Source organism: candidate division WOR-3 bacterium, from assembly GCA_039802005.1.
Classification (GTDB): domain Bacteria; phylum Hydrothermota; class Tepidihabitantia; order SM23-42; family JAOAFX01; genus JAOAFX01.
This window is the reverse complement of record JBDRVV010000025.1, coordinates 1-17,766: the sequence shown is the minus strand read 5'-3', so window position 1 is coordinate 17,766 and position 17,766 is coordinate 1. Positions and strand designations below refer to the sequence as shown.

The 17,766-nt window shown below is 36.1% G+C and carries 21 protein-coding genes; all 21 read right to left on the bottom strand.

The features are described 5' to 3' along the window. Positions 1 to 10: 10 nt before the first annotated feature. Positions 11 to 364, bottom strand: coding sequence for a hypothetical protein (locus ABIL69_08605; GenBank protein MEO0124044.1), 354 nt, complete (start codon positions 362 to 364; stop codon positions 11 to 13). Between the two features lie 238 nt (positions 365 to 602). Then, positions 603 to 1,772, bottom strand: coding sequence for an aminotransferase class I/II-fold pyridoxal phosphate-dependent enzyme (locus ABIL69_08600; protein MEO0124043.1), 1,170 nt, complete (start codon positions 1,770 to 1,772; stop codon positions 603 to 605). Positions 1,773 to 1,865: 93 nt separating this feature from the next. Beyond that, positions 1,866 to 2,177 (bottom strand): hypothetical protein, encoded by a 312-nt coding sequence (locus tag ABIL69_08595; protein MEO0124042.1) that lies wholly within the window; start codon positions 2,175 to 2,177, stop codon positions 1,866 to 1,868. Continuing rightward, the gene (locus ABIL69_08590) at positions 2,174 to 2,647 is read right to left on the bottom strand and encodes a DUF6036 family nucleotidyltransferase (protein ID MEO0124041.1); all 474 of its coding nucleotides are present in this window, start codon (positions 2,645 to 2,647) and stop codon (positions 2,174 to 2,176) included. Before ABIL69_08590 ends, ABIL69_08595 begins: the two co-directional genes overlap by 4 nt. Before the next feature lie 2 nt (positions 2,648 to 2,649). Further along, entirely contained in the window at positions 2,650 to 3,042 is a 393-nt protein-coding gene (gene mce / locus ABIL69_08585) for a methylmalonyl-CoA epimerase (protein ID MEO0124040.1), read from the bottom strand. 71 nt (positions 3,043 to 3,113) lie between these two features. Beyond that, positions 3,114 to 3,479, bottom strand: coding sequence for a four helix bundle protein (locus tag ABIL69_08580; protein MEO0124039.1), 366 nt, complete (start codon positions 3,477 to 3,479; stop codon positions 3,114 to 3,116). Positions 3,480 to 3,506: 27 nt separating this feature from the next. Further along, on the bottom strand, positions 3,507 to 4,802 hold the full coding sequence (locus tag ABIL69_08575; GenBank protein ID MEO0124038.1) for an acetyl-CoA hydrolase/transferase C-terminal domain-containing protein: 1,296 nt from the start codon (positions 4,800 to 4,802) through the stop codon (positions 3,507 to 3,509). Next, positions 4,799 to 5,887, bottom strand: a complete 1,089-nt coding sequence (locus ABIL69_08570) for an alanine dehydrogenase (protein ID MEO0124037.1) — start codon at positions 5,885 to 5,887, stop codon at positions 4,799 to 4,801. The genes ABIL69_08575 and ABIL69_08570 overlap by 4 nt, the downstream gene beginning before the upstream one ends. A 66-nt stretch (positions 5,888 to 5,953) precedes the next feature. Continuing rightward, positions 5,954 to 7,573, bottom strand: a complete 1,620-nt coding sequence (locus tag ABIL69_08565) for a carbon starvation protein A (protein MEO0124036.1) — start codon at positions 7,571 to 7,573, stop codon at positions 5,954 to 5,956. 69 nt (positions 7,574 to 7,642) lie between these two features. After that, the gene (locus ABIL69_08560) at positions 7,643 to 7,837 is read right to left on the bottom strand and encodes a hypothetical protein (protein ID MEO0124035.1); all 195 of its coding nucleotides are present in this window, start codon (positions 7,835 to 7,837) and stop codon (positions 7,643 to 7,645) included. Beyond that, complete coding sequence (locus tag ABIL69_08555) at positions 7,830 to 8,366, bottom strand: nucleotidyl transferase AbiEii/AbiGii toxin family protein (protein MEO0124034.1); 537 nt, start codon at positions 8,364 to 8,366, stop codon at positions 7,830 to 7,832. Before ABIL69_08555 ends, ABIL69_08560 begins: the two co-directional genes overlap by 8 nt. Next, positions 8,363 to 9,907: a methylmalonyl-CoA mutase family protein gene (locus ABIL69_08550; protein ID MEO0124033.1), complete on the bottom strand. Its 1,545-nt coding sequence runs from the start codon at positions 9,905 to 9,907 to the stop codon at positions 8,363 to 8,365. Before ABIL69_08550 ends, ABIL69_08555 begins: the two co-directional genes overlap by 4 nt. 141 nt (positions 9,908 to 10,048) lie before the next feature. Then, entirely contained in the window at positions 10,049 to 10,561 is a 513-nt protein-coding gene (locus ABIL69_08545) for a biotin/lipoyl-containing protein (protein MEO0124032.1), read from the bottom strand. Positions 10,562 to 10,655: 94 nt separating this feature from the next. After that, positions 10,656 to 11,861, bottom strand: coding sequence for a hypothetical protein (locus tag ABIL69_08540; protein ID MEO0124031.1), 1,206 nt, complete (start codon positions 11,859 to 11,861; stop codon positions 10,656 to 10,658). A gap of 1 nt (position 11,862) precedes the next feature. Beyond that, positions 11,863 to 13,464 (bottom strand): FAD-dependent oxidoreductase, encoded by a 1,602-nt coding sequence (locus ABIL69_08535; protein MEO0124030.1) that lies wholly within the window; start codon positions 13,462 to 13,464, stop codon positions 11,863 to 11,865. A gap of 15 nt (positions 13,465 to 13,479) precedes the next feature. After that, complete coding sequence (locus ABIL69_08530; GenBank protein ID MEO0124029.1) at positions 13,480 to 14,376, bottom strand: SDR family NAD(P)-dependent oxidoreductase; 897 nt, start codon at positions 14,374 to 14,376, stop codon at positions 13,480 to 13,482. A 72-nt stretch (positions 14,377 to 14,448) separates the two neighbouring features. Continuing rightward, positions 14,449 to 14,907, bottom strand: a complete 459-nt coding sequence (locus ABIL69_08525) for a nuclear transport factor 2 family protein (GenBank protein MEO0124028.1) — start codon at positions 14,905 to 14,907, stop codon at positions 14,449 to 14,451. Between the two features lie 57 nt (positions 14,908 to 14,964). Continuing rightward, positions 14,965 to 15,663, bottom strand: a complete 699-nt coding sequence (locus ABIL69_08520; GenBank protein ID MEO0124027.1) for an HAD family hydrolase — start codon at positions 15,661 to 15,663, stop codon at positions 14,965 to 14,967. After that, entirely contained in the window at positions 15,663 to 15,887 is a 225-nt protein-coding gene (locus ABIL69_08515) for a DUF167 domain-containing protein (GenBank protein MEO0124026.1), read from the bottom strand. The genes ABIL69_08520 and ABIL69_08515 overlap by 1 nt, the downstream gene beginning before the upstream one ends. Positions 15,888 to 15,903: 16 nt before the next feature. Then, positions 15,904 to 17,169: an ATP-binding protein gene (locus ABIL69_08510; GenBank protein MEO0124025.1), complete on the bottom strand. Its 1,266-nt coding sequence runs from the start codon at positions 17,167 to 17,169 to the stop codon at positions 15,904 to 15,906. Positions 17,170 to 17,369: 200 nt separating this feature from the next. Continuing rightward, a partial coding sequence (locus ABIL69_08505) for a hypothetical protein (protein MEO0124024.1) occupies positions 17,370 to 17,766 on the bottom strand: 397 nt, incomplete at its 5' end.

The following is a 17,766-nucleotide window of genomic DNA, read 5'->3' as shown; positions in this document are numbered from 1 at the left end:
CTTAGATTTGTTAATTTCTTGGGCATCTCACACAATTGCAAAAAGCATGATAGATTGCACAGATGCCACCAAGTAAACAAATCAAGCCCCAGAAAAGGGGCATACCAAAGATATGGGCAAGCGTTGGTTTAACATAAGGCAATAAATACAGACCATAGGTAATAAGAAAACAACCACAGACAACCGTGATATGACCGAATACAGCAGTTGCGGTACGTGTTCCTTTCCAACCAAGATAGATTAGCGAAAGGCCGATAAAGAATGGTATGATCTTGACTGGAATGTCAGTAACAAAAATGCCTACGCCACCAAAGACCACAAGAAAAATACCCAGACCGAATGTAACTTGTGATTTTATCTTCATTGTTATACTCCTGTTGCAAGGCTAAAGCCTTGCCCTACATTGTTATACTCCTGACGCAAGGCTAACCTCTGGTTCCGAAAGAACAATTGGTTTCCATGGAAAACCCTGCCCTGCTTCATTTTCTTTAGATTAAACAAACAATAATCATTATGAAGATGCTCTTTTTATAAAATAACCAACCCTGCAAGAGAGCCTTTTAACTATACTTAGCCGTCCGATAGAAACTGAATGCTACATTTCAGATCTTAGATAATGCCTGTTCTATATCGTCAATTAGATCTTCAACATTTTCTATGCCCACGGACATTCTGACAAATCCTGGATTTATCCCTGCTTTTATTAATTCTTCTTCAGTATAAGTTGAATGGGTCATTGATGCAGGATGCTCTATTAAAGTATCAGTATCACCAAGGCTCACTGCAAGGGTACATACTTTAACCGAATTCATAACTACCTTCCCGGCTTCTTTGCCGCCTTTTAAATCAAAACCCAGCATTCCACCAAAATATCGCATCTGTTTTCTGGCAATTCCATATCCGGGGTGGTCTTCAAGACCAGGATAATAAACCTTTTCAACCTTAGGATGCTTTTTCAAAAATCTCGCCAGTGCCATCGCATTTGCACTATGCCTTTCCATTCTTACCGCAAGTGTCTTCAAACCACGGAGTATCAGGTAGGCATTGATTGGTGAAATACAACCTCCGACATCCTTTGCAATTTCATCCGCCATTGTTTTAATGAATTCTTTTTTACCCACAACTATCCCACCGATCAGGTCTCCATGACCACCAAGATATTTAGTTGCAGAGTGTAAAACAATATCAGCACCAAGCTCAATGGGTCTTTGTAGATAAGGGGTGGCAAAAGTATTATCTACACAGAGGAGAATATTGTTATCGTGAGCAATTTCAGCAATGGCACTGATATCATTTATTTTTAATGTAGGATTCGCAGGCGACTCAACAAGAATTAATTTTGTGGCTGGTCTTATGGCTGCTCTTATCTGATTTAAATCATTTGCATCAACAAAAGTAGTTGTTATACCAAGGCGCGGAAGAACACTTTGACAGAGACCATATGTACCACCATATATTACTTTGTCCACAATCATATGTTCACCAGTTTTGCAACAGGTCAATACCGTTGCAAAAACAGCCGCCATTCCTGAGGCAAAGGCGAGCCCGGCTTCAGCGGATTCTAAAAGTGCCATCTTTTTGGCGAGTAAATCAATTGTCGGATTGCCAAGACGGGTGTAAATATATCCCTCTTCTTCCCCTTTAAATAATCGTGCACCTTGGTCTGCATCTTTAAAGACGAAGGTTGAAGTCATATAAATCGGTGGTACATGGGCACCAGTCTTTTCATCGTGATGAACGCCACCATGAACAATATTGGTTTCTATGTGCATAAAAACCTCCCCGATAAGTTTAAATGCCTAAATTCCTAAACACCTAAATGCCCAAATAGTAAAACACAACCCGGCTTTCAGATTGTATAAAATTTATCCTATTTCCGCCTTTAACCATTCTATTCTTACGTTGTATTTTTTAGCAACACGATTTATAACTTTTTCTGGTACCTTTTCACCTATTCTTTCAAATCTTTCATACTTTTCTGCACAAAATCCTATAGATTTCGCAAAATCAGAAATACTCAATTTTAAACTTTCGCGTAACCGCCAGAGTCTTTGGGGTGTTCCATCCCGATGGCATTGAATATCCCGCCAATATCTTATCTTCTCCGATGGATAAATTTTTTGCAAAAAGAGTAAAACGCGATAAGAATCGCAAAGTCTTTTTTTATAAATATTCATAGTGTCTCCAAATTTTTTATGTCTCTGATATCAACATCCCGATTCGCTTCTCTCTTCATTTTTACGAGTGTGTTTTTGTCAACCACATAAAACTTTATTTCTTCAATCTCAATTTCGATTTTTCTAATTCGGGAATAATTATAGATTAGTAATACATCAAGTGCATAATTTCCCTTCGGGTCCTTAAAGTTGATAACCTTTGCATTTTTTTTCTTTATCCATTCTGTTCTTTTTCGTGGATTTGCTAATTCAAGCGGATTGATAGGCACAGTTGGTCTAAGATTAAATTCATCAAGAATTTTATTGAATCTCTTAACATTTATCTTTGAAAATTCTATTACCACATCTAAATCAAATGTTGCTCTTGGGACACCATGAATAATTGCGGCAACACCTCCTACTACTACAAATTTAACATTTTCTTCAGTCAGTCTTCTGATTATGGTAAAAAATGGCGGGAGATAGCTCAATACTACTCCTCGCACAATTCTATCAACACACCGCCCGTGCTTTGAGGGTGGATAAAAGCAATCTTTGAATCCATTGCACCCTTGCGTGGTTTTTCATCAATCAGCTTGATCCCTGATTTTTTAACTTGTTCCATTGTTGCCTCAATATTATCAACTGCAAAGGCAATATGATGTAACCCCTCGCCTTTTTTCTCAATGAATTTTGCAACAGTGCTATCAGGATTAAGTGGTTCAAGTAATTCAATATGCATATCATCAACTTCCAACATCGCAACCTTCACCTTCTGGTCGGGAACATCGATTACCTTAATCAGTTTCAAACCAAAAATATCCTGCCAAATCTTCAGGCTTTCAGTGATATTTTTGACAGCGATGGCAATATGGGAAATCTTCATAACAAAAGTAGCCAGTAGTCAGTAGCCAGTAATTATACAATTAGAGATAGAACTTAGAACCATAATAACTTTTAACCTCTCAATTTACTTATTAAGGAATTTAGCATAGCCAATATTTCGTTCAGTAGTTTAACTCTTTTTTCAATGGTACTCAAAGGAAGAAATTTTTTACAACGTAAATATCCACCTCTACTTTCACCCGCTGAGCCACGTGAAATTATAAAAAAATATCTTAATTCCTTTCCTGTTTTTCTTTCAAAACCCTCTTCTATATTAGCACACATTGAATCTAAACTGCGCACTTGATTTTTAGCTAATTCTCTACCTACCACTGTTCTAAGCAAAATCAGCAAATCTTCATTTACGAAATCATTAAACAATTGAACCGTCTTCTGATAAACCACAAAATCGTCTATAGATTTAATTTTTTCTTTCATTATACTGACTACTGGCTACTGATTATTTTAAAGTAACTTTCTTTTCTTCGCTTCTTCTTCAAGCCAGGGACGGAATTTGGGATGGGCGATATTTATTAATGCCTCGGCACGCTGACGCAAATTCTTACCGTGTAGGTATGCTACCCCATACTCAGTTACTACATAATGAACATCAGCGCGAGTAGTGACAACACCTGCTCCGACTTGAAGGGTTGGAACAATTTTGGAAACAGTGTCATTTTTGGCAGTGGACGGCAGTGCAATAATCGGCTTTCCGCCCTTTGATTGTGCGGCACCACGAATGAAATCTACCTGTCCACCGAATCCAGAATATATTTTCGTTCCAATGGAATCTGAACATACCTGGCCAGTAATATCAACTTCTATCGCTGAGTTTATTGCAACCATTTTATCATTCCGTGCTACAACCACTGGATGATTTGTATAATTCGTTGGGTGTGTTTCAAAAATCGGATTATTATCGATAAATTCGTATAATCGGCGTGAACCAAGATAGAATGTAGCAACCACCTTGTAGGGATGGAGTGTCTTTTTAGAACCAGTTATCACTCCAGCTTCAATCGCCTCCATAATGCTATCCGATACCATTTCTGTATGAACTCCCAGATCCCGCTTGTTAAACATTGCCTTTAATGCTGCATTGGGGATACCACCGATACCTAATTGCAATGTTGAACCATCTTCTACTAAATCTGCAATATTCTGTCCGATTTTCTTTTCAACCTCAGTAAATGGGGCAGGTTCAAGTTCTGGCAAATCCATATTGACCTCAACGATTTTATGGACACGAGATATGTGAATAAATGAATCTCCTAAAGTCCGGGGCATTTTCTCATTGACCTGTGCGACTACTATCTTTGCGGTTTCAGCCGCCGCTTTTGACGATAGACATTCAACACCGAAACTCATAAATCCATGTTCGTCAGGTGGTGACAAATGTAGAAATGCAACATCAAGGGGTAGAAGACCGGAATAAAATAAATCCGGGATTTCATATAAAAATACGGGAATATAATCTGCCCTACCTTCGTTTACTGCCGCACGATCACCAGGTCCAACAAATAGTGAATTGTGTCTAAAATGTCCTTCCATCCCGGGCTTTGAAAGCGGATCGTCGCCGAATAAAAGAACATGGGTAACTTCCACATTTTTCAATTCGTCTTTACGCATTGCCAATGCTTGAGTTAAAGTCATAGGTGTTGCGGCATTTCCACTAATATAAATTCGGTCATTACTTTTTACTACAGAAACTGCTTCTTCAAGCGAACACTTTTTCTTTTTATATTCATCAAACCAATTCATGACAGATACTCCTTTCTAATTTCGCCTTTTTCGGCATAGATACCTCTGGAAAGTTCAGGGATCTCTCTTAATGCCCTATCAAAACCCAATTCAGCAATAACGCGAATGTAAGGAAAAATAGCAGAGGAAATTGCATGGGTCGCGGTTCGTGGGACCACCGTCGTAGCATTAGGCATACAGAAATGAACAACACCATCGACCGAATAAACAAATCTGCCGGTGGGAGTTATCTTTGCTGTTTCAATTGACCCGCCCTGATCAATATCAAAATCAACAATCACTGAACCCTTTTTCATAGTTTTTACCATATCGGCAGTGACTAATACCGGTGTCCTCTTTCCAGGAACCAGCACTGCACCAATAACCACATCAGCAAATCTAACAAGCTTTTCAATGTTGTATTTTGTGGAAAACATAGTGGTAATCCTGCTTCCTTCAGTATGGCAGGCAAGATTATCAAGTTTATCACGCAGGATATCAACAATATAAACATTAGCACCTAAAGAAGCAAAACTCCTTGCAGCATTTGAACCCAATGTTCCACAACCGAGTATTACAACTTCGGCAGGGGGGATTCCTGGCAATCCGCCAAGAAGCACACCTCTGCCACCACTCGGTGCCTCAAGCAATCTCCCTGCAATCTGAACTGAGAGTTTTCCTGCCATTTCGCTCATCGGTATTACTATCGGTAGTCGGCCATCTTCTCTCTGTATTATTTCATAGCCTACGAGTGTTATCTTTTTTTCCTGTATCACCTGTATGAATTCCTTTGTTGCTGTAACGAGATGAATAAATCCCATAATGATTTGTCCATCTTTGATGAGCGAGTACTCTTCCTGTTGTGGACGACGGACTTTCAATACAATATCAGCCCTGCGGTATGCTTCTTCCTTAGAAAAAACTATTTCTGCACCGGCATTCACATATTCTTCATCAGTAAAACCAGCTCCTTCACCCGCGCCTGATTCAACATAAACCTTTGCTCCATACAGGAGCAATTCTTTCACCGCCCTTGGTGAAAATCCTACACGATATTCAGGGATTTCCTTAAATGGCGGTAATTCCTTTGGAATGCCAAAGTTCATTTAACCCCCTTTTTAACAAAATTTCAAATACAAAATTGCAAACAATATTAAAAATCCAAACACAAATCATGATCTTTTTAATTTAATTGTGCTCCTCAAAGTCTCCTCAATCATAAAACCGGCAAGCACAAGTAAGATAATTGAGATTATCCCAAGCATAATTTTCTGAGTGAAAAAAAATTTCACTGCCTGAAGGATTAGCGCAGTAATAGTAACAAGAAGCATAAATATTGCCGGAATAAGCGTGTATAGACTATTTTTTTTCTTGGACAAAAGCCAGGTAGTCACAACAAGCAACGCTAATGCAGCAACAAGTTGATTGGATGCACCGAAGACAGGCCAAATATTCTGCCAGGGTCCAATTGCAAGATAGGTCGCAAGTCCAATCACAATTGCACTATTTATATACATATTCTTCATAAAACCGATACCTAATCTTTCTCCAAACAATTCGGTTCCAATATAACGGGTTATCCTCGTCGCAGTATCAAGAGTTGTTACAATAAAAGTTTTAAGCATTGTAATACCAATGAACATTCCAAGGGCACCAAGTATGGGTTTTGTTATTTGACCGTAGCCTTTACCAAATGCACCTATCCAATTACCGCCTTTTATCAGCTCGGGATAAACAAAACCTTCCTTACCACCATACCAGTACAATCCAGCACAAACCGCAATTATTGCGAGCGTGCTCAAAATACCTTCAGTTAACATTGCACCATAACCAATTCTTTTCGCATCCCTTTCATTATTTAATTGCTTAGATGTAGTTCCACTTGCAACAAGGGAATGAAATCCAGAAATTGCACCACACGCAATAGTAACAAACATCATTGGAAATAAATAGCCCTCTTTTCCAGAAAAACTCACGAAAGAAGGTGTATTTACATTAGGGTGGGTGATTATAACACCAAGATATCCCACAATTAAACCGAAAAATAAAACGAAGAAAGAAAGATAATCCCTGGGCTGCAGAATAATATTTACTGGCAATATTGAGGCGGTATATGCATAGACAAGCAAAAGAGTAAAAAGCCACCCATAATATGTCCATTTTATTGGTACATACCAACCGAGTAAAATTAAACCAAATAGCATTCCTACACCAATTATTGTTGATAATATTGTATTAACACGCCAATGATAAAGCATTAGACCGACGAGAATTGCAGTCGGGATAATACCAAAAGTTGGAATGACAATTTCAGGTGTTGTTTCAAGAGTCTTCGCCGCAGAGGCAGCAAATACTGCAATAACAAGAATCAGAGAAAGCCAGACAAACAAAGAAAATATTATCTTTGCCCTGACACCGAGGGTGGTTTCTGTAGTATCGCCAATCGACCGTCCATCATTGCGCAAGGAGAGCATCAAACTTGAAAAATCATGGACACCGCCAACAAATATTGACCCTATAACAATCCATAGAATTGCAGGTCCCCAACCCCAGACCGCGCAGGCAATAACAGGTCCTAAAATCGGACCTGCACCAGCAATGGATGAAAAATGATGTCCGAATAAGACAAGCCAGTTTTTTGCTGGCACATAATCCACACCGTCATACTTATAATGGGCAGGTGTTTTATTCTCAGGACTAACATTGAATAATCGCTCAAGTATCCTACCATATAAATTATAGGCAATCAGAAAAAGTATAATTGCGCCGAAACCAAGGAATAGGGAATTCATTTAACCTCCTTGCTGATAAATTTCAAATCAACCAATTCGTTGCTCTCCCCAAATTTAAAGAACCTAATTTCACAATCTATTCCTTTTTGCCTCTATTCTATTTCGTGGATAGTCAGTTTTTATTAAATCGGTTATCTCTTCAAGCAGTTCCAAACTAAAGCCTTTATTTTTTAATCTTGCCAACCTCTCAAAATCCCGCCTTCTTGATTTTAAACGTGCATCAGTCAATAAATCTCTTTTCTCACCAATTGTTAATCTACCCATATCTCTTTCTCAATTCATTGAAATCTTTGTCAAAACCAAACAGATGAAAATATTCATTTAGAAGTTCCCAATCAATATCCTTAGAAAACTTTTCAAGTATACTCTCAATATCTGCAAGTTCCCTGTTTTTGCGCTCGGGTTTATTGGCAATTGCCTGCACTTTCAATCCTATTATATCTTCAGGTTGTAGAACCTCAATTTCTATATCTTTTATTTTCCATTTTCTTGCCCTTGACAGCATTTCCAATGCGTACTTCCTGAATCCATGTATAAAATCAATTCCACCCAGTTCTTTAGTTTTACCTGCATATTGAGATACATTCTCGGTTCTAAAAATCAGTTTATATCCAAGTTTATCCATTATTTTATCAAGTTTTTCTAAATCTTCTTTATTAATAAGAAAATCAAGGTCAACTGTTGTTCTGGGAATTCCAAATATAAAGAGCGAAAACCCACCAATAAGCGCATAACGCACCTTATATTTCTTAAAATTTTTTGTGAGCGATGATAAAACTTTTCTAAATTTCATATAATCTTATGCTCTTTATACTCACCGTAGACTTTTTTCAACTCAGTAGTAATTTCGCCAACTGTGGCATAAACCTTTACACAATCCAGAATATAAGGCATTAAATTTTCATTTTTTTCTGCCGCGATTTTTAGTTTGTTTAGTTTCTCTCTCACAATTGTATTATCACGCTCAGACAAGATTTTTTTCAGTCTTTTAATCTGCTTTTGCATAACCGCAGGTTTAACTTTCAAAATCTTTGTTTTTGGCTTTTCCTCGCTTTTAAATTTATTAACACCAAGAATATTTATTTCACCTTTTTCAATTTTTTTCTGATACTCGTAGGCACTTTTATGAATCTCTCGTTGAAAATACCCTTGTTCAATTGCCTTTATTGCACTGCCCATTTTTTCTATATTTTCGATATACTCCATCGCCTCTTTCTCAATCTTATTAGTCATTGCCTCAATTGCATATGAGCCACCCCAAGGATCAATTATTTCTGGAATTGCTGTTTCATAGCCAATCACCTGCTGTGTTCTCAATGCTAATTTTACCGATTCTTCAGTCGGCAGTCCCAATGCTTCATCATAAGAATTGGTATGTAATGATTGAGTGCCACCAAATACTGCCGCCAACGCCTGATAGGCCACCCTTATCGCATTGTTTAAAGGTTCTTGGGCAGTCAGGGTTGAACCACCGGTCTGGGTATGAAAACGCAACATCCAGGATTTCGGATTTTTAGCTCCAAACCTTTCTTTCATTATTCTTGCCCAAAGCCTGCGTGCCGCACGAAACTTTGCAACTTCTTCAAGAAAATTATTGTGGCAATTAAAGAAAAACGAAAGCCGTGGGGCAAATGAATCTATTTCCAATCCCCTTTTAATAGCAGCATTGACATAGGCAATGCCGTTAGAAAATGTAAAGGCGATCTCCTGCACCGCAGTAGAGCCCGCTTCGCGAATATGATAACCAGAGATTGAAATTGTATTCCATTTGGGCAAATTTTTACTGCAATATTCAATTAAATCTATCGTCAATTTCATTGATGGTTCGGGTGGAAAGATATAAGTCCCCCGTGCAATATATTCCTTTAGAATATCATTTTGAACTGTACCTTCAAGGACTGCGGGTGATACATTCTGTTTTTCTGCTACTGCGATGTACATACAAAGAATAATTGGAGCCGTTGCATTTATCGTCATTGAGGTACTCACCTTACCAAGGGGAATACCTTTAAATAAAATCTCCATATCCGCAAGGGTATCAATCGCAACACCGGTCTTACCAACTTCACCTTCGGCCATTGGGTCGGTAGAATCATACCCCATCTGAGTAGGCAAATCAAATGCTACCGAAAGCCCAGTCTGCCCTTGTTTTAATAAAAAATGATAGCGCTTATTTGATTCTTCAGCTGTTCCGAAACCTGCATACTGGCGCATAGTCCAGAGTCTACCCGCATACATTGTGGGATAAATGCCGCGGGTAAATGGATATTCACCGGGATTACCAAGGTCCTGTTCATAATCAAAATCTTTTATATCATTGGTCTTGTACAACATAAACTTTAAATCCTAAATTCTAATTTCTAAATCCTAAACAATTCCCAAATCTCAATTTTAAAAATCTCATACAAACCTTGATAAATTGAAATTTGGAATTTAGAATTTGTTTAGTATTTCGTGCTTCGGATTTAGAATTTATCATTCTATCACTATCAGGCCATCTTTGCTATTCACCGTCTGACCTTTCTGAACCAATATTTTCTTCACTACCCCGTCCCTTGGTGCCCTGAACTCATTTTGCATCTTCATGGCCTCAATAATAAGCAAACCCTGACCTTTTTTCACAATATCACCTTCATTTACCTCAACATCAATAACCAATCCAGGCATTGGTGCAGTCACTGTTATCTCTTTCTTATGTCCAACATCTGGGGCAGATTTTAATATTTTAGCAACCTGCTCATCAATTACTTCAAACGAGTATGTTTCACCATTTATCGTCAACTGACTTTCCCCATCGAGAAATACCTGGTAAGGTTTGTTTTCAATTATTAATGTCAATTTATCCTTATCTATATCTGCAACTTCTGCAAATATATTTTTGCCATCAAGCAGGATATTAAATGAAGCACCAACCCTGCTTATGTTCCCAATATACTCTTTATCTTCTATTCTTATGAAATATGCCATTGGGATTTCACTTTGTTGCAAACAATTATATCTAAAAAAAGAAAAAAGTCAAGAAAAATCGTAAAAATTTTTAAAAAATCTTTTTCAAATAAAAATTTTGTAATTTCAGAGGTTATCAATATTTATTAAAGTAATACTTTACCGCTAAAATTATTGATGCACATTGATTGGTGGGCATACCCAATAAATATCCTTTAGACTTCCAGTAAGGCTGAACCATTATAATAAATTGATTGCTGATAAAGTATTTCAAACTGCTATTAAATGCGAAGCCATTACCATAATAATATTGATTCCATATATCCATGCCAAAATCCGCCTTAAAATTTCTAACATCAATTAAACTTTTAGTAAAAATACCTGCACCATTATTCACAAAAGGAAATCCATATTTAAGATACACCACGAAAAATTTTTTATTAAAACGAAGGTAGTTGTTTAAATATAGTTCAGCACCTAATACAGAGGTGTTAAAAAACGTTCCGTAAGCCCAACCCTTATCCTCATTGCCAATCAAATATTTAGCCTTTTTTCCGCCCAGTTCATCGCCAAAAAATGAACTCGCTTCGCGGTAAAAATTCATATCAAATAGATTCCAGAGCAATGACGAATAGATTGATTTTTTGTAAAAATCAACAAGTTCTCTGTTTATTGTGCTATCCTGTAGAAAAACACTTCTTCCACCAAACTCCCAAACTAATTTAGTAAAAGTTATAGGGTCTCCAATAACTTCTTTCCATGAACCGGGATCTTCAGGATTAACAGGAGTAAATAGAAACGCATATAGGTTATACATAATCCTGTGGGCAAAGGATATTGCGAGTTCTTCGTTATATAGACTGCCATATTGAAAAAAATCATTCTGCACATCACGGGCAGTGATGAAGTTCGCTTCAAAACCACCAATTAAGGCGAGTGTGTGGTCTTCGGGTGTGGCAGTATCAGGCAATTTTAGTCTGCCATATATCATTGGAAAGGTAATCTTCTCAATGCCGAAATCACCTCCAGCCTGTTTTGTGCGCAAATAATGACCAAATTCATGGGGCAATGACATTGTGATCCAGGTCGTTGTAAATCGCCAAACAAATCCAAGAGAATTCTTCAAGATACTATTCCTTATTTTAGGTTTTAGCGTTCGGAAGTAAATATCATTCAAAAACTTAACTGCAGTCCTTGAATTTTCAGTGGAATTTAAGAGATTATAGTTTGTAGCGAATAGAACTTGATAATCCCTGTGAAAACATATGTTTGTGCTATCCGTTATTTTTGCACTGTTTGCCTGTATTACATAAAAAATAGAAATACAAAATAAATAAATCATATTAGGCTTTATTTTTCTTTTTCAATACTTGATTGGCTGCCAATTTACCGGTAAGGATAGACATGGGGACACCTGCAGGACTATAGACCCATTGCCCCGCCTGAAAAACAGATGGTATCGGTGTTAAAACTGCACGGGCTGAAGACTGTATCTTATTTATAACCGGCATCTCTTCTTGAAAAGCCCAGCCTGTTATTGCCCCTTCAGAACTGCCTACTCTGTTTTGAATGCTCAATGGTGTAAAAGAAAAACGACTAATCACTTTTCCGTTCAGCATTGGATATACAGAATTTGATATGATATTCAAAGTGCGATTTTCTATCTCTATTTTAAACTCTTCGTACCAACCCGCTTCATGTACTTTTTTAAACAAATCATATTCCGCAAGGAAACTGATAATTAATCCAGTCTTTCCTTTGGGAACCAATTCAGGATCTTTAAGACCTGGAATAGATATTTCATAAGTATTAAACTTTATAAACCTATCCAGCCAGGACAGAATCTTCTCTTTCTCAATTTTTCCAGAATTTTTTAATAAATCATAAAGTTCTTTCCTATGGATATCACCCAAGCACTTTTTTGAAGGCGTATAAAAGAAATGTCCATGAGCAATCTTCTTAAAACTTTCAAGCGGCTCATCTATCTCTAAAAAAAGAGTAAAAACAGAATCTCCACCCCTGTTATTCAATAAGAGCCTTTTCCTATCTTCAATTCTCCTCTGAATCCTTAAAGGGAATTTCCCAATTTTAACATTCCGATATAATATCTTCAAATCAGCAGCCCAGATTAAATTTCTATATTTATATGTATTGCCATTATGATCTCTTAAGAGATGTTTATCAGCAATTACATCAACAATTTTTGTAGCGGTTTTTATTTCTCCACCATATTCTATTAATTTTTTCAGTATTCCTTCGGATAATTTACCCACCCCACCTTTTGGATATATATAATCAAGATATAAAGAAAAATAACTGAGTGCAAAAAAAGCAGGCGTATTTTTGAAAAAATGCTGAGCAATAATATCAATCAATGACTGATTTTTAGTGATATTTTTCAAATATATTTCTACTGGCATATTCATACGGTTAATCTTCTTAATTGTAAAAAGGAATTTCGGAAACCAGGGTATAATTTCTCTAAAGACAAATGATAGATCATGTTTTAAATCCTTAAATACGGGATTTTCTATACCGTACAAGACTTCCATATCTTTCATTATCTTTTTTATTTCAATTATTATACGATCAATATCTTCCCCACTTTCGGGATATAATTTTTTCAACATATTCCTGTAATCTTCAATACTACTTTCATTTTCAATGTGTAAAATAATATCCTCTACACCCACAGAAACCGGGCTTTTTACAAATTCAAGGTTGATACCCAATTCCTTCAACATCGGTCTGATAATACCTGCGTCTTCAAGGGCTCTTACCCCAGCATCAAAATAGAAACCATCCCTGTTAAAAGAACTGACAAGCCCTCCGCACTCATTATTTTTTTCAATAAGCAAAACTTTCTGTCCTGCACGGGCAAGATAAACCGCAGATGTCAAACCCGCAATGCCTCCACCTACAACTATTGTTTCGTAAACATTCATATTTATATCTTTATCTCAATTACCCAATCCACTCAATTTCAAACTTTTCTCCCAGAGTTCCCAGGCTACTTCTCGGTCACGTGCAGGGGGTGCTGGATTTTCTTCGGTAGTCAAATTAAAAAATTTTCCACTGATTCCATCCATATCTTTTGCTACCCCGAGATAGTATAATGCCTCGGCTGATATTTCAGGGGATTTCAAAATTTTATCATAAATATTTTTCTTGATCCAGTAATATAGCGGACCATTCTCTTCCCCGGCATCGGTCCTGACCGCCCCAGGATGCATAGCATTAATTCTTACATTGCTACCTTTGAAATATTCATTAAAAATAAGCATAGATAAAAGTTGAGCAGTTTTGGCATAACCATAACTTCTCAATCCTGAATAACGCCTTTTTTCCCAATTCAAATCATCCAGTCTTATTCCCCATATAACAAAGCGATGCCCTTCAGAGTTAACTAAAATAATCCTGGTTTTTCCCTGTTTTTTGAATTTATCCTTTAGAATAAAATTTAACATAAAGGACGAAAGATAATTGACTACGAAGACCTTCTCAATGCCGTCTTCAGTAATATGTCTATGAGTAAGATAGATACCGGCATTATGTATTAAAACATCAATAGGTGAACTAAAACTTAGAAGTATATCCCCCACTCTGCGGATTTCTGCCAATCTACTCAAATCGGCAATAATACAATCACATTTAACTTTATATTTATTTTCGATTTCGTCACGCAGGACTCGGGACTTTTCCTCATTGCGATTTACACAACAAAGATTTGCACCATGATAAGCATATTTCACTGCGGTAAAGTAACCAATACCTGATGTGGCACCAGTTATGACCACAAGTTTATTTTCAAAATTATCGGAACAGGTTTTAGGGTCTAAACGATTGTTTCTTATCATAGCGAAAATATCAGACCACTTATATTCTTTGAAATATTTCCAGAATCTTTTGCGGCTATTAATGGTTCTCCCCTATCCAAATTTTCTTTTCATAAATTTTCTATATAATTTGCTAAACTTTGGAATATTATCAAAAATGTCTCCCCACAGATCATAATAGTCTCTTTGTTCAACAATTTTATTATTTTCATTTAATGTCAACCGACTTACACCATATAATTTTGAACGTGGATTTTTCTTAAAACTTATTGTCATTTCCCATTCAATAAAAATAATATTTTCATGTTGAATAGCATTTAAAATTTGCATTTTTAAATCTTTCGACCTTTTTGTCAGGTTTTCAACCATAGCCTTAAATTCTTTTATACCATGTATCTCCTGTATTGAATCCCTAAAATATATATCATCATCATAATAAGGCAAAATATGCGACCAGTCCGGCTTACCTTGGGTATTATATGTTTTAGACCACAACTCTTTGATTTTTTCAAGATTCAAAAAACTTTGTATGCCGTTGACTTTTGAATTCATAACCACTTCCTTTTTTGTTGAATATTTCTAGTAATATATATTTTCTATTTTACATACTCAAACAATCAGTTCATTAACATCATTTATTATGTAGTCAGCATACTCCATTTGAACCTTAACTTTTTCCGGCCAGTTTTTCTCAACTACTCCTTTAACCATAATTGTCGTCATACCCAGATTCTTTGCGCCGTAAAATTCGTTTGAACCACCGTCGCCCACAAAAACACAATTAGAAGGAGATTCATTCAAATTTTTAATTGCAATTTCATAGATTTCTTTTTGGGGCTTTACATAGCCAACCTCACAGGAGAATATCACCGCATCAAAATATTGAGCAATGGGGCAAAAATCCCACGCCATTTTTTCCATAAAATCAGCATTGCTAATTAACGCTAACTTTTTGTTTCTATTTTTTAAATAAATTATCGTATCGATTGAACTCTGCGGCATTTCAATAATCGCTTTTTTAAAAAATTCAATCCTTTTATCTGTCGCTTTTTTAATTATCTCGTTAGGTATATTCGGGTCAATAGAATGTGCCATTTTTTCAATTATCTTATAAGGGTCTTTGAGCTTTCCAGTTAACCGCTCAATAGAGTTATTGAGTAATTGTTCGGTCCATCTTTTTCTATCAACACCAAGAATATCTGCGGTTTTAAACATACCTGGCGAAGTCTGTTCTATTGAAGTCAGGGTATGGAATAAATCAAATAAAAATGCTGATTTAATATCTATCAAATGCTTTATGTGGTTCATCAAGTAGAAATTATCTCCACTACCTTCTCTCTTCCAAATTCACCCTTGATAATTTTGATATTTGATTTTTGGGTATTAAAATATTCTGCCAGAACTTCAATCAATTCCTTATTCGCCCTGCCTTTTTCTGGCGGAGAGATCAACTTTACTTTGTACGAATCCTTACCCAGCATAATCACTTCTTTCTTCTTCGCATTGGGAATGGTATGAATATTGATGAGCATATACCCTAAAACATATTCATTCCAATAACTCATCCATACCGAGTAGGAATTTATAAGCAGGAATGATAACTATCTTCTTTCCATCTATTCTTTTTTCCTCTCCCATGTTATAAGTAATCACATAGCCCTTATTAACTCTGAATTTTTCCATAAATTTAAGTAATCCACTGATGTCAATCTTGCGATATTTGATTTCAATTGGAATCGGATTTTTATTGGACAAAATGACATCCACTTCATTTTTATAGGGGTCACGCCAGAAAAATTCGGCCTTCAATTTTTGAACCACAAGCCACTCAAATACCTTTGACCTTGATAATTCGTCATCTCTAAATACAAGGTCAATAGAAACTACCGCTGGATAATACTTCTTAAGTTTCCTTTCTACTTTTCGCCGGCTTCGGGAAAAATTATATAACTTCTGCAAAAGAAAAGACTCTTCTAAATAGGATAGATAATTAGACAGAGTCTGCCTTGAAATTTTCAATTCACCAGCCAATTTATCAATTTCAATAAGTTGTCCTGGTTCCTCAATAAATATATTTAAAAGAGATTCAATCAAGGAAACATTTTTTACCTTGAATAAATAAGAGAAATCTCTATAAATAATTTTTTCAACGATGCTTTCTTTAACATACTTTTTAATAACTTCCTTTTCGCTGATATCAACCAATTCGGGAAAGCCAAGACTCAGAACAAAATTATTGAATGACTTTCTTAATTTATCTTCATACAGGCCAATGGGTTTATATTCAATACCCTTAAATGACAAAAATTCTCTAAAAGAGAGGGGTTCCACCTTAAATTCAAACAACCGTCCGGCAAGACTCTCCTTTGATTTTTTTCTTAAAAATAAAGATTCCGAGCCGGAAATTACTATCTTGATATTGCCGAAATTATCATAAATCCTTTTTAATTGTTCTTCCCAATTGGTGAGTTTTTGTATCTCATCAAACAAAAATAAATAATACCCTTTTTTAATATCCTTTTCTATAATATCCTGGTATTCCTTTACAATTTCTCTGATATTTATCTCGCGAAAATCATCAAAAGAAAAATACAATATATTGTGTGGATTGAATCCCTTTTTGATTGAATCTTCAACTATTTTATAGAGTAGAAAAGTCTTACCTACCCGCCTCAAACCAGTCAGGGCAATTATCTGCCGCATCGGCATAAATTTTTGGACCTGCTGATAAACCTCACGGTCTTTGATTCTTAAATTAAACCCGGACTCCCACCAGGGGTTTGTCTCTCTCAAAGCATCTCTAATATTTGCCATCTCTATCTAACCTATAATAGAATTTGTGTTAATTATACTTAACATAAATTTAAAGTCAAGAATTAAAACCTTCTGTTTTCCTTTTCTCAAATTGAGAATGATCTGGATATTGATGAGCATAGGAAATGATGTTTTAGGATATTTTGTAAATTTCAGTTAAAGGTTAAGACCCGACCCCGTTCCTTTTCTACCCCTGTTCTTTATAAGGTTTGATTTATTCCATTCAACAATTTCATTAATGCTTCCATATACGATTTAATAGTTTTTTTCTTTATCAAGATACCTTTATCACTATGCATCCATACATAACTCACTTCACCTTCATTATCTGGATGGGGTCTGGTGGGAAAGCAAAATGAAAAAGAACACAAATTATAATCACTATATTCTGAGGCTTCATCAGGGTCAGCATCGCCAATAAATTTTACTCTTTTAAAATCTTTTAAAATTCTTCTAAGATAAATCTCCATTTTTTCTTCCGTATCAAACCCTAAATAATTTTTGAATCTACATTTTGGGGGAATTGAGTAGTTTTCTATTGTAAAAGAATGTCTATCATACCCTTCCCCTGTTATGTCAAGCACAATAGCCATCATT

Excerpts from the sequence above, each read along its gene's own strand:
- ABIL69_08535 (MEO0124030.1), bottom strand. The coding sequence starts at position 13,464 with ATGAATGTTTACGAAACAATAGTTGTAGGTGGAGGCATTGCGGGTTTG.
- ABIL69_08570 (MEO0124037.1), bottom strand. The coding sequence starts at position 5,887 with ATGAACTTTGGCATTCCAAAGGAATTACCGCCATTTAAGGAAATCCCT.
- ABIL69_08550 (MEO0124033.1), bottom strand. The coding sequence starts at position 9,907 with ATGTTGTACAAGACCAATGATATAAAAGATTTTGATTATGAACAGGAC.
- mce (MEO0124040.1), bottom strand. The coding sequence starts at position 3,042 with ATGAAGATTTCCCATATTGCCATCGCTGTCAAAAATATCACTGAAAGC.
- ABIL69_08515 (MEO0124026.1), bottom strand. The coding sequence starts at position 15,887 with ATGCTCATCAATATTCATACCATTCCCAATGCGAAGAAGAAAGAAGTG.
- ABIL69_08540 (MEO0124031.1), bottom strand. The coding sequence starts at position 11,861 with ATGATTTATTTATTTTGTATTTCTATTTTTTATGTAATACAGGCAAAC.
- ABIL69_08510 (MEO0124025.1), bottom strand. The coding sequence starts at position 17,169 with ATGGCAAATATTAGAGATGCTTTGAGAGAGACAAACCCCTGGTGGGAG.
- ABIL69_08600 (MEO0124043.1), bottom strand. The coding sequence starts at position 1,772 with ATGCACATAGAAACCAATATTGTTCATGGTGGCGTTCATCACGATGAA.
- ABIL69_08555 (MEO0124034.1), bottom strand. The coding sequence starts at position 8,366 with ATGAAATTTAGAAAAGTTTTATCATCGCTCACAAAAAATTTTAAGAAA.
- ABIL69_08605 (MEO0124044.1), bottom strand. The coding sequence starts at position 364 with ATGAAGATAAAATCACAAGTTACATTCGGTCTGGGTATTTTTCTTGTG.
- ABIL69_08530 (MEO0124029.1), bottom strand. The coding sequence starts at position 14,376 with ATGATAAGAAACAATCGTTTAGACCCTAAAACCTGTTCCGATAATTTT.
- ABIL69_08525 (MEO0124028.1), bottom strand. The coding sequence starts at position 14,907 with ATGAATTCAAAAGTCAACGGCATACAAAGTTTTTTGAATCTTGAAAAA.
- ABIL69_08520 (MEO0124027.1), bottom strand. The coding sequence starts at position 15,663 with ATGAACCACATAAAGCATTTGATAGATATTAAATCAGCATTTTTATTT.
- ABIL69_08560 (MEO0124035.1), bottom strand. The coding sequence starts at position 7,837 with ATGGGTAGATTAACAATTGGTGAGAAAAGAGATTTATTGACTGATGCA.
- ABIL69_08580 (MEO0124039.1), bottom strand. The coding sequence starts at position 3,479 with ATGAAAGAAAAAATTAAATCTATAGACGATTTTGTGGTTTATCAGAAG.
- ABIL69_08595 (MEO0124042.1), bottom strand. The coding sequence starts at position 2,177 with ATGAATATTTATAAAAAAAGACTTTGCGATTCTTATCGCGTTTTACTC.
- ABIL69_08565 (MEO0124036.1), bottom strand. The coding sequence starts at position 7,573 with ATGAATTCCCTATTCCTTGGTTTCGGCGCAATTATACTTTTTCTGATT.
- ABIL69_08575 (MEO0124038.1), bottom strand. The coding sequence starts at position 4,802 with ATGAATTGGTTTGATGAATATAAAAAGAAAAAGTGTTCGCTTGAAGAA.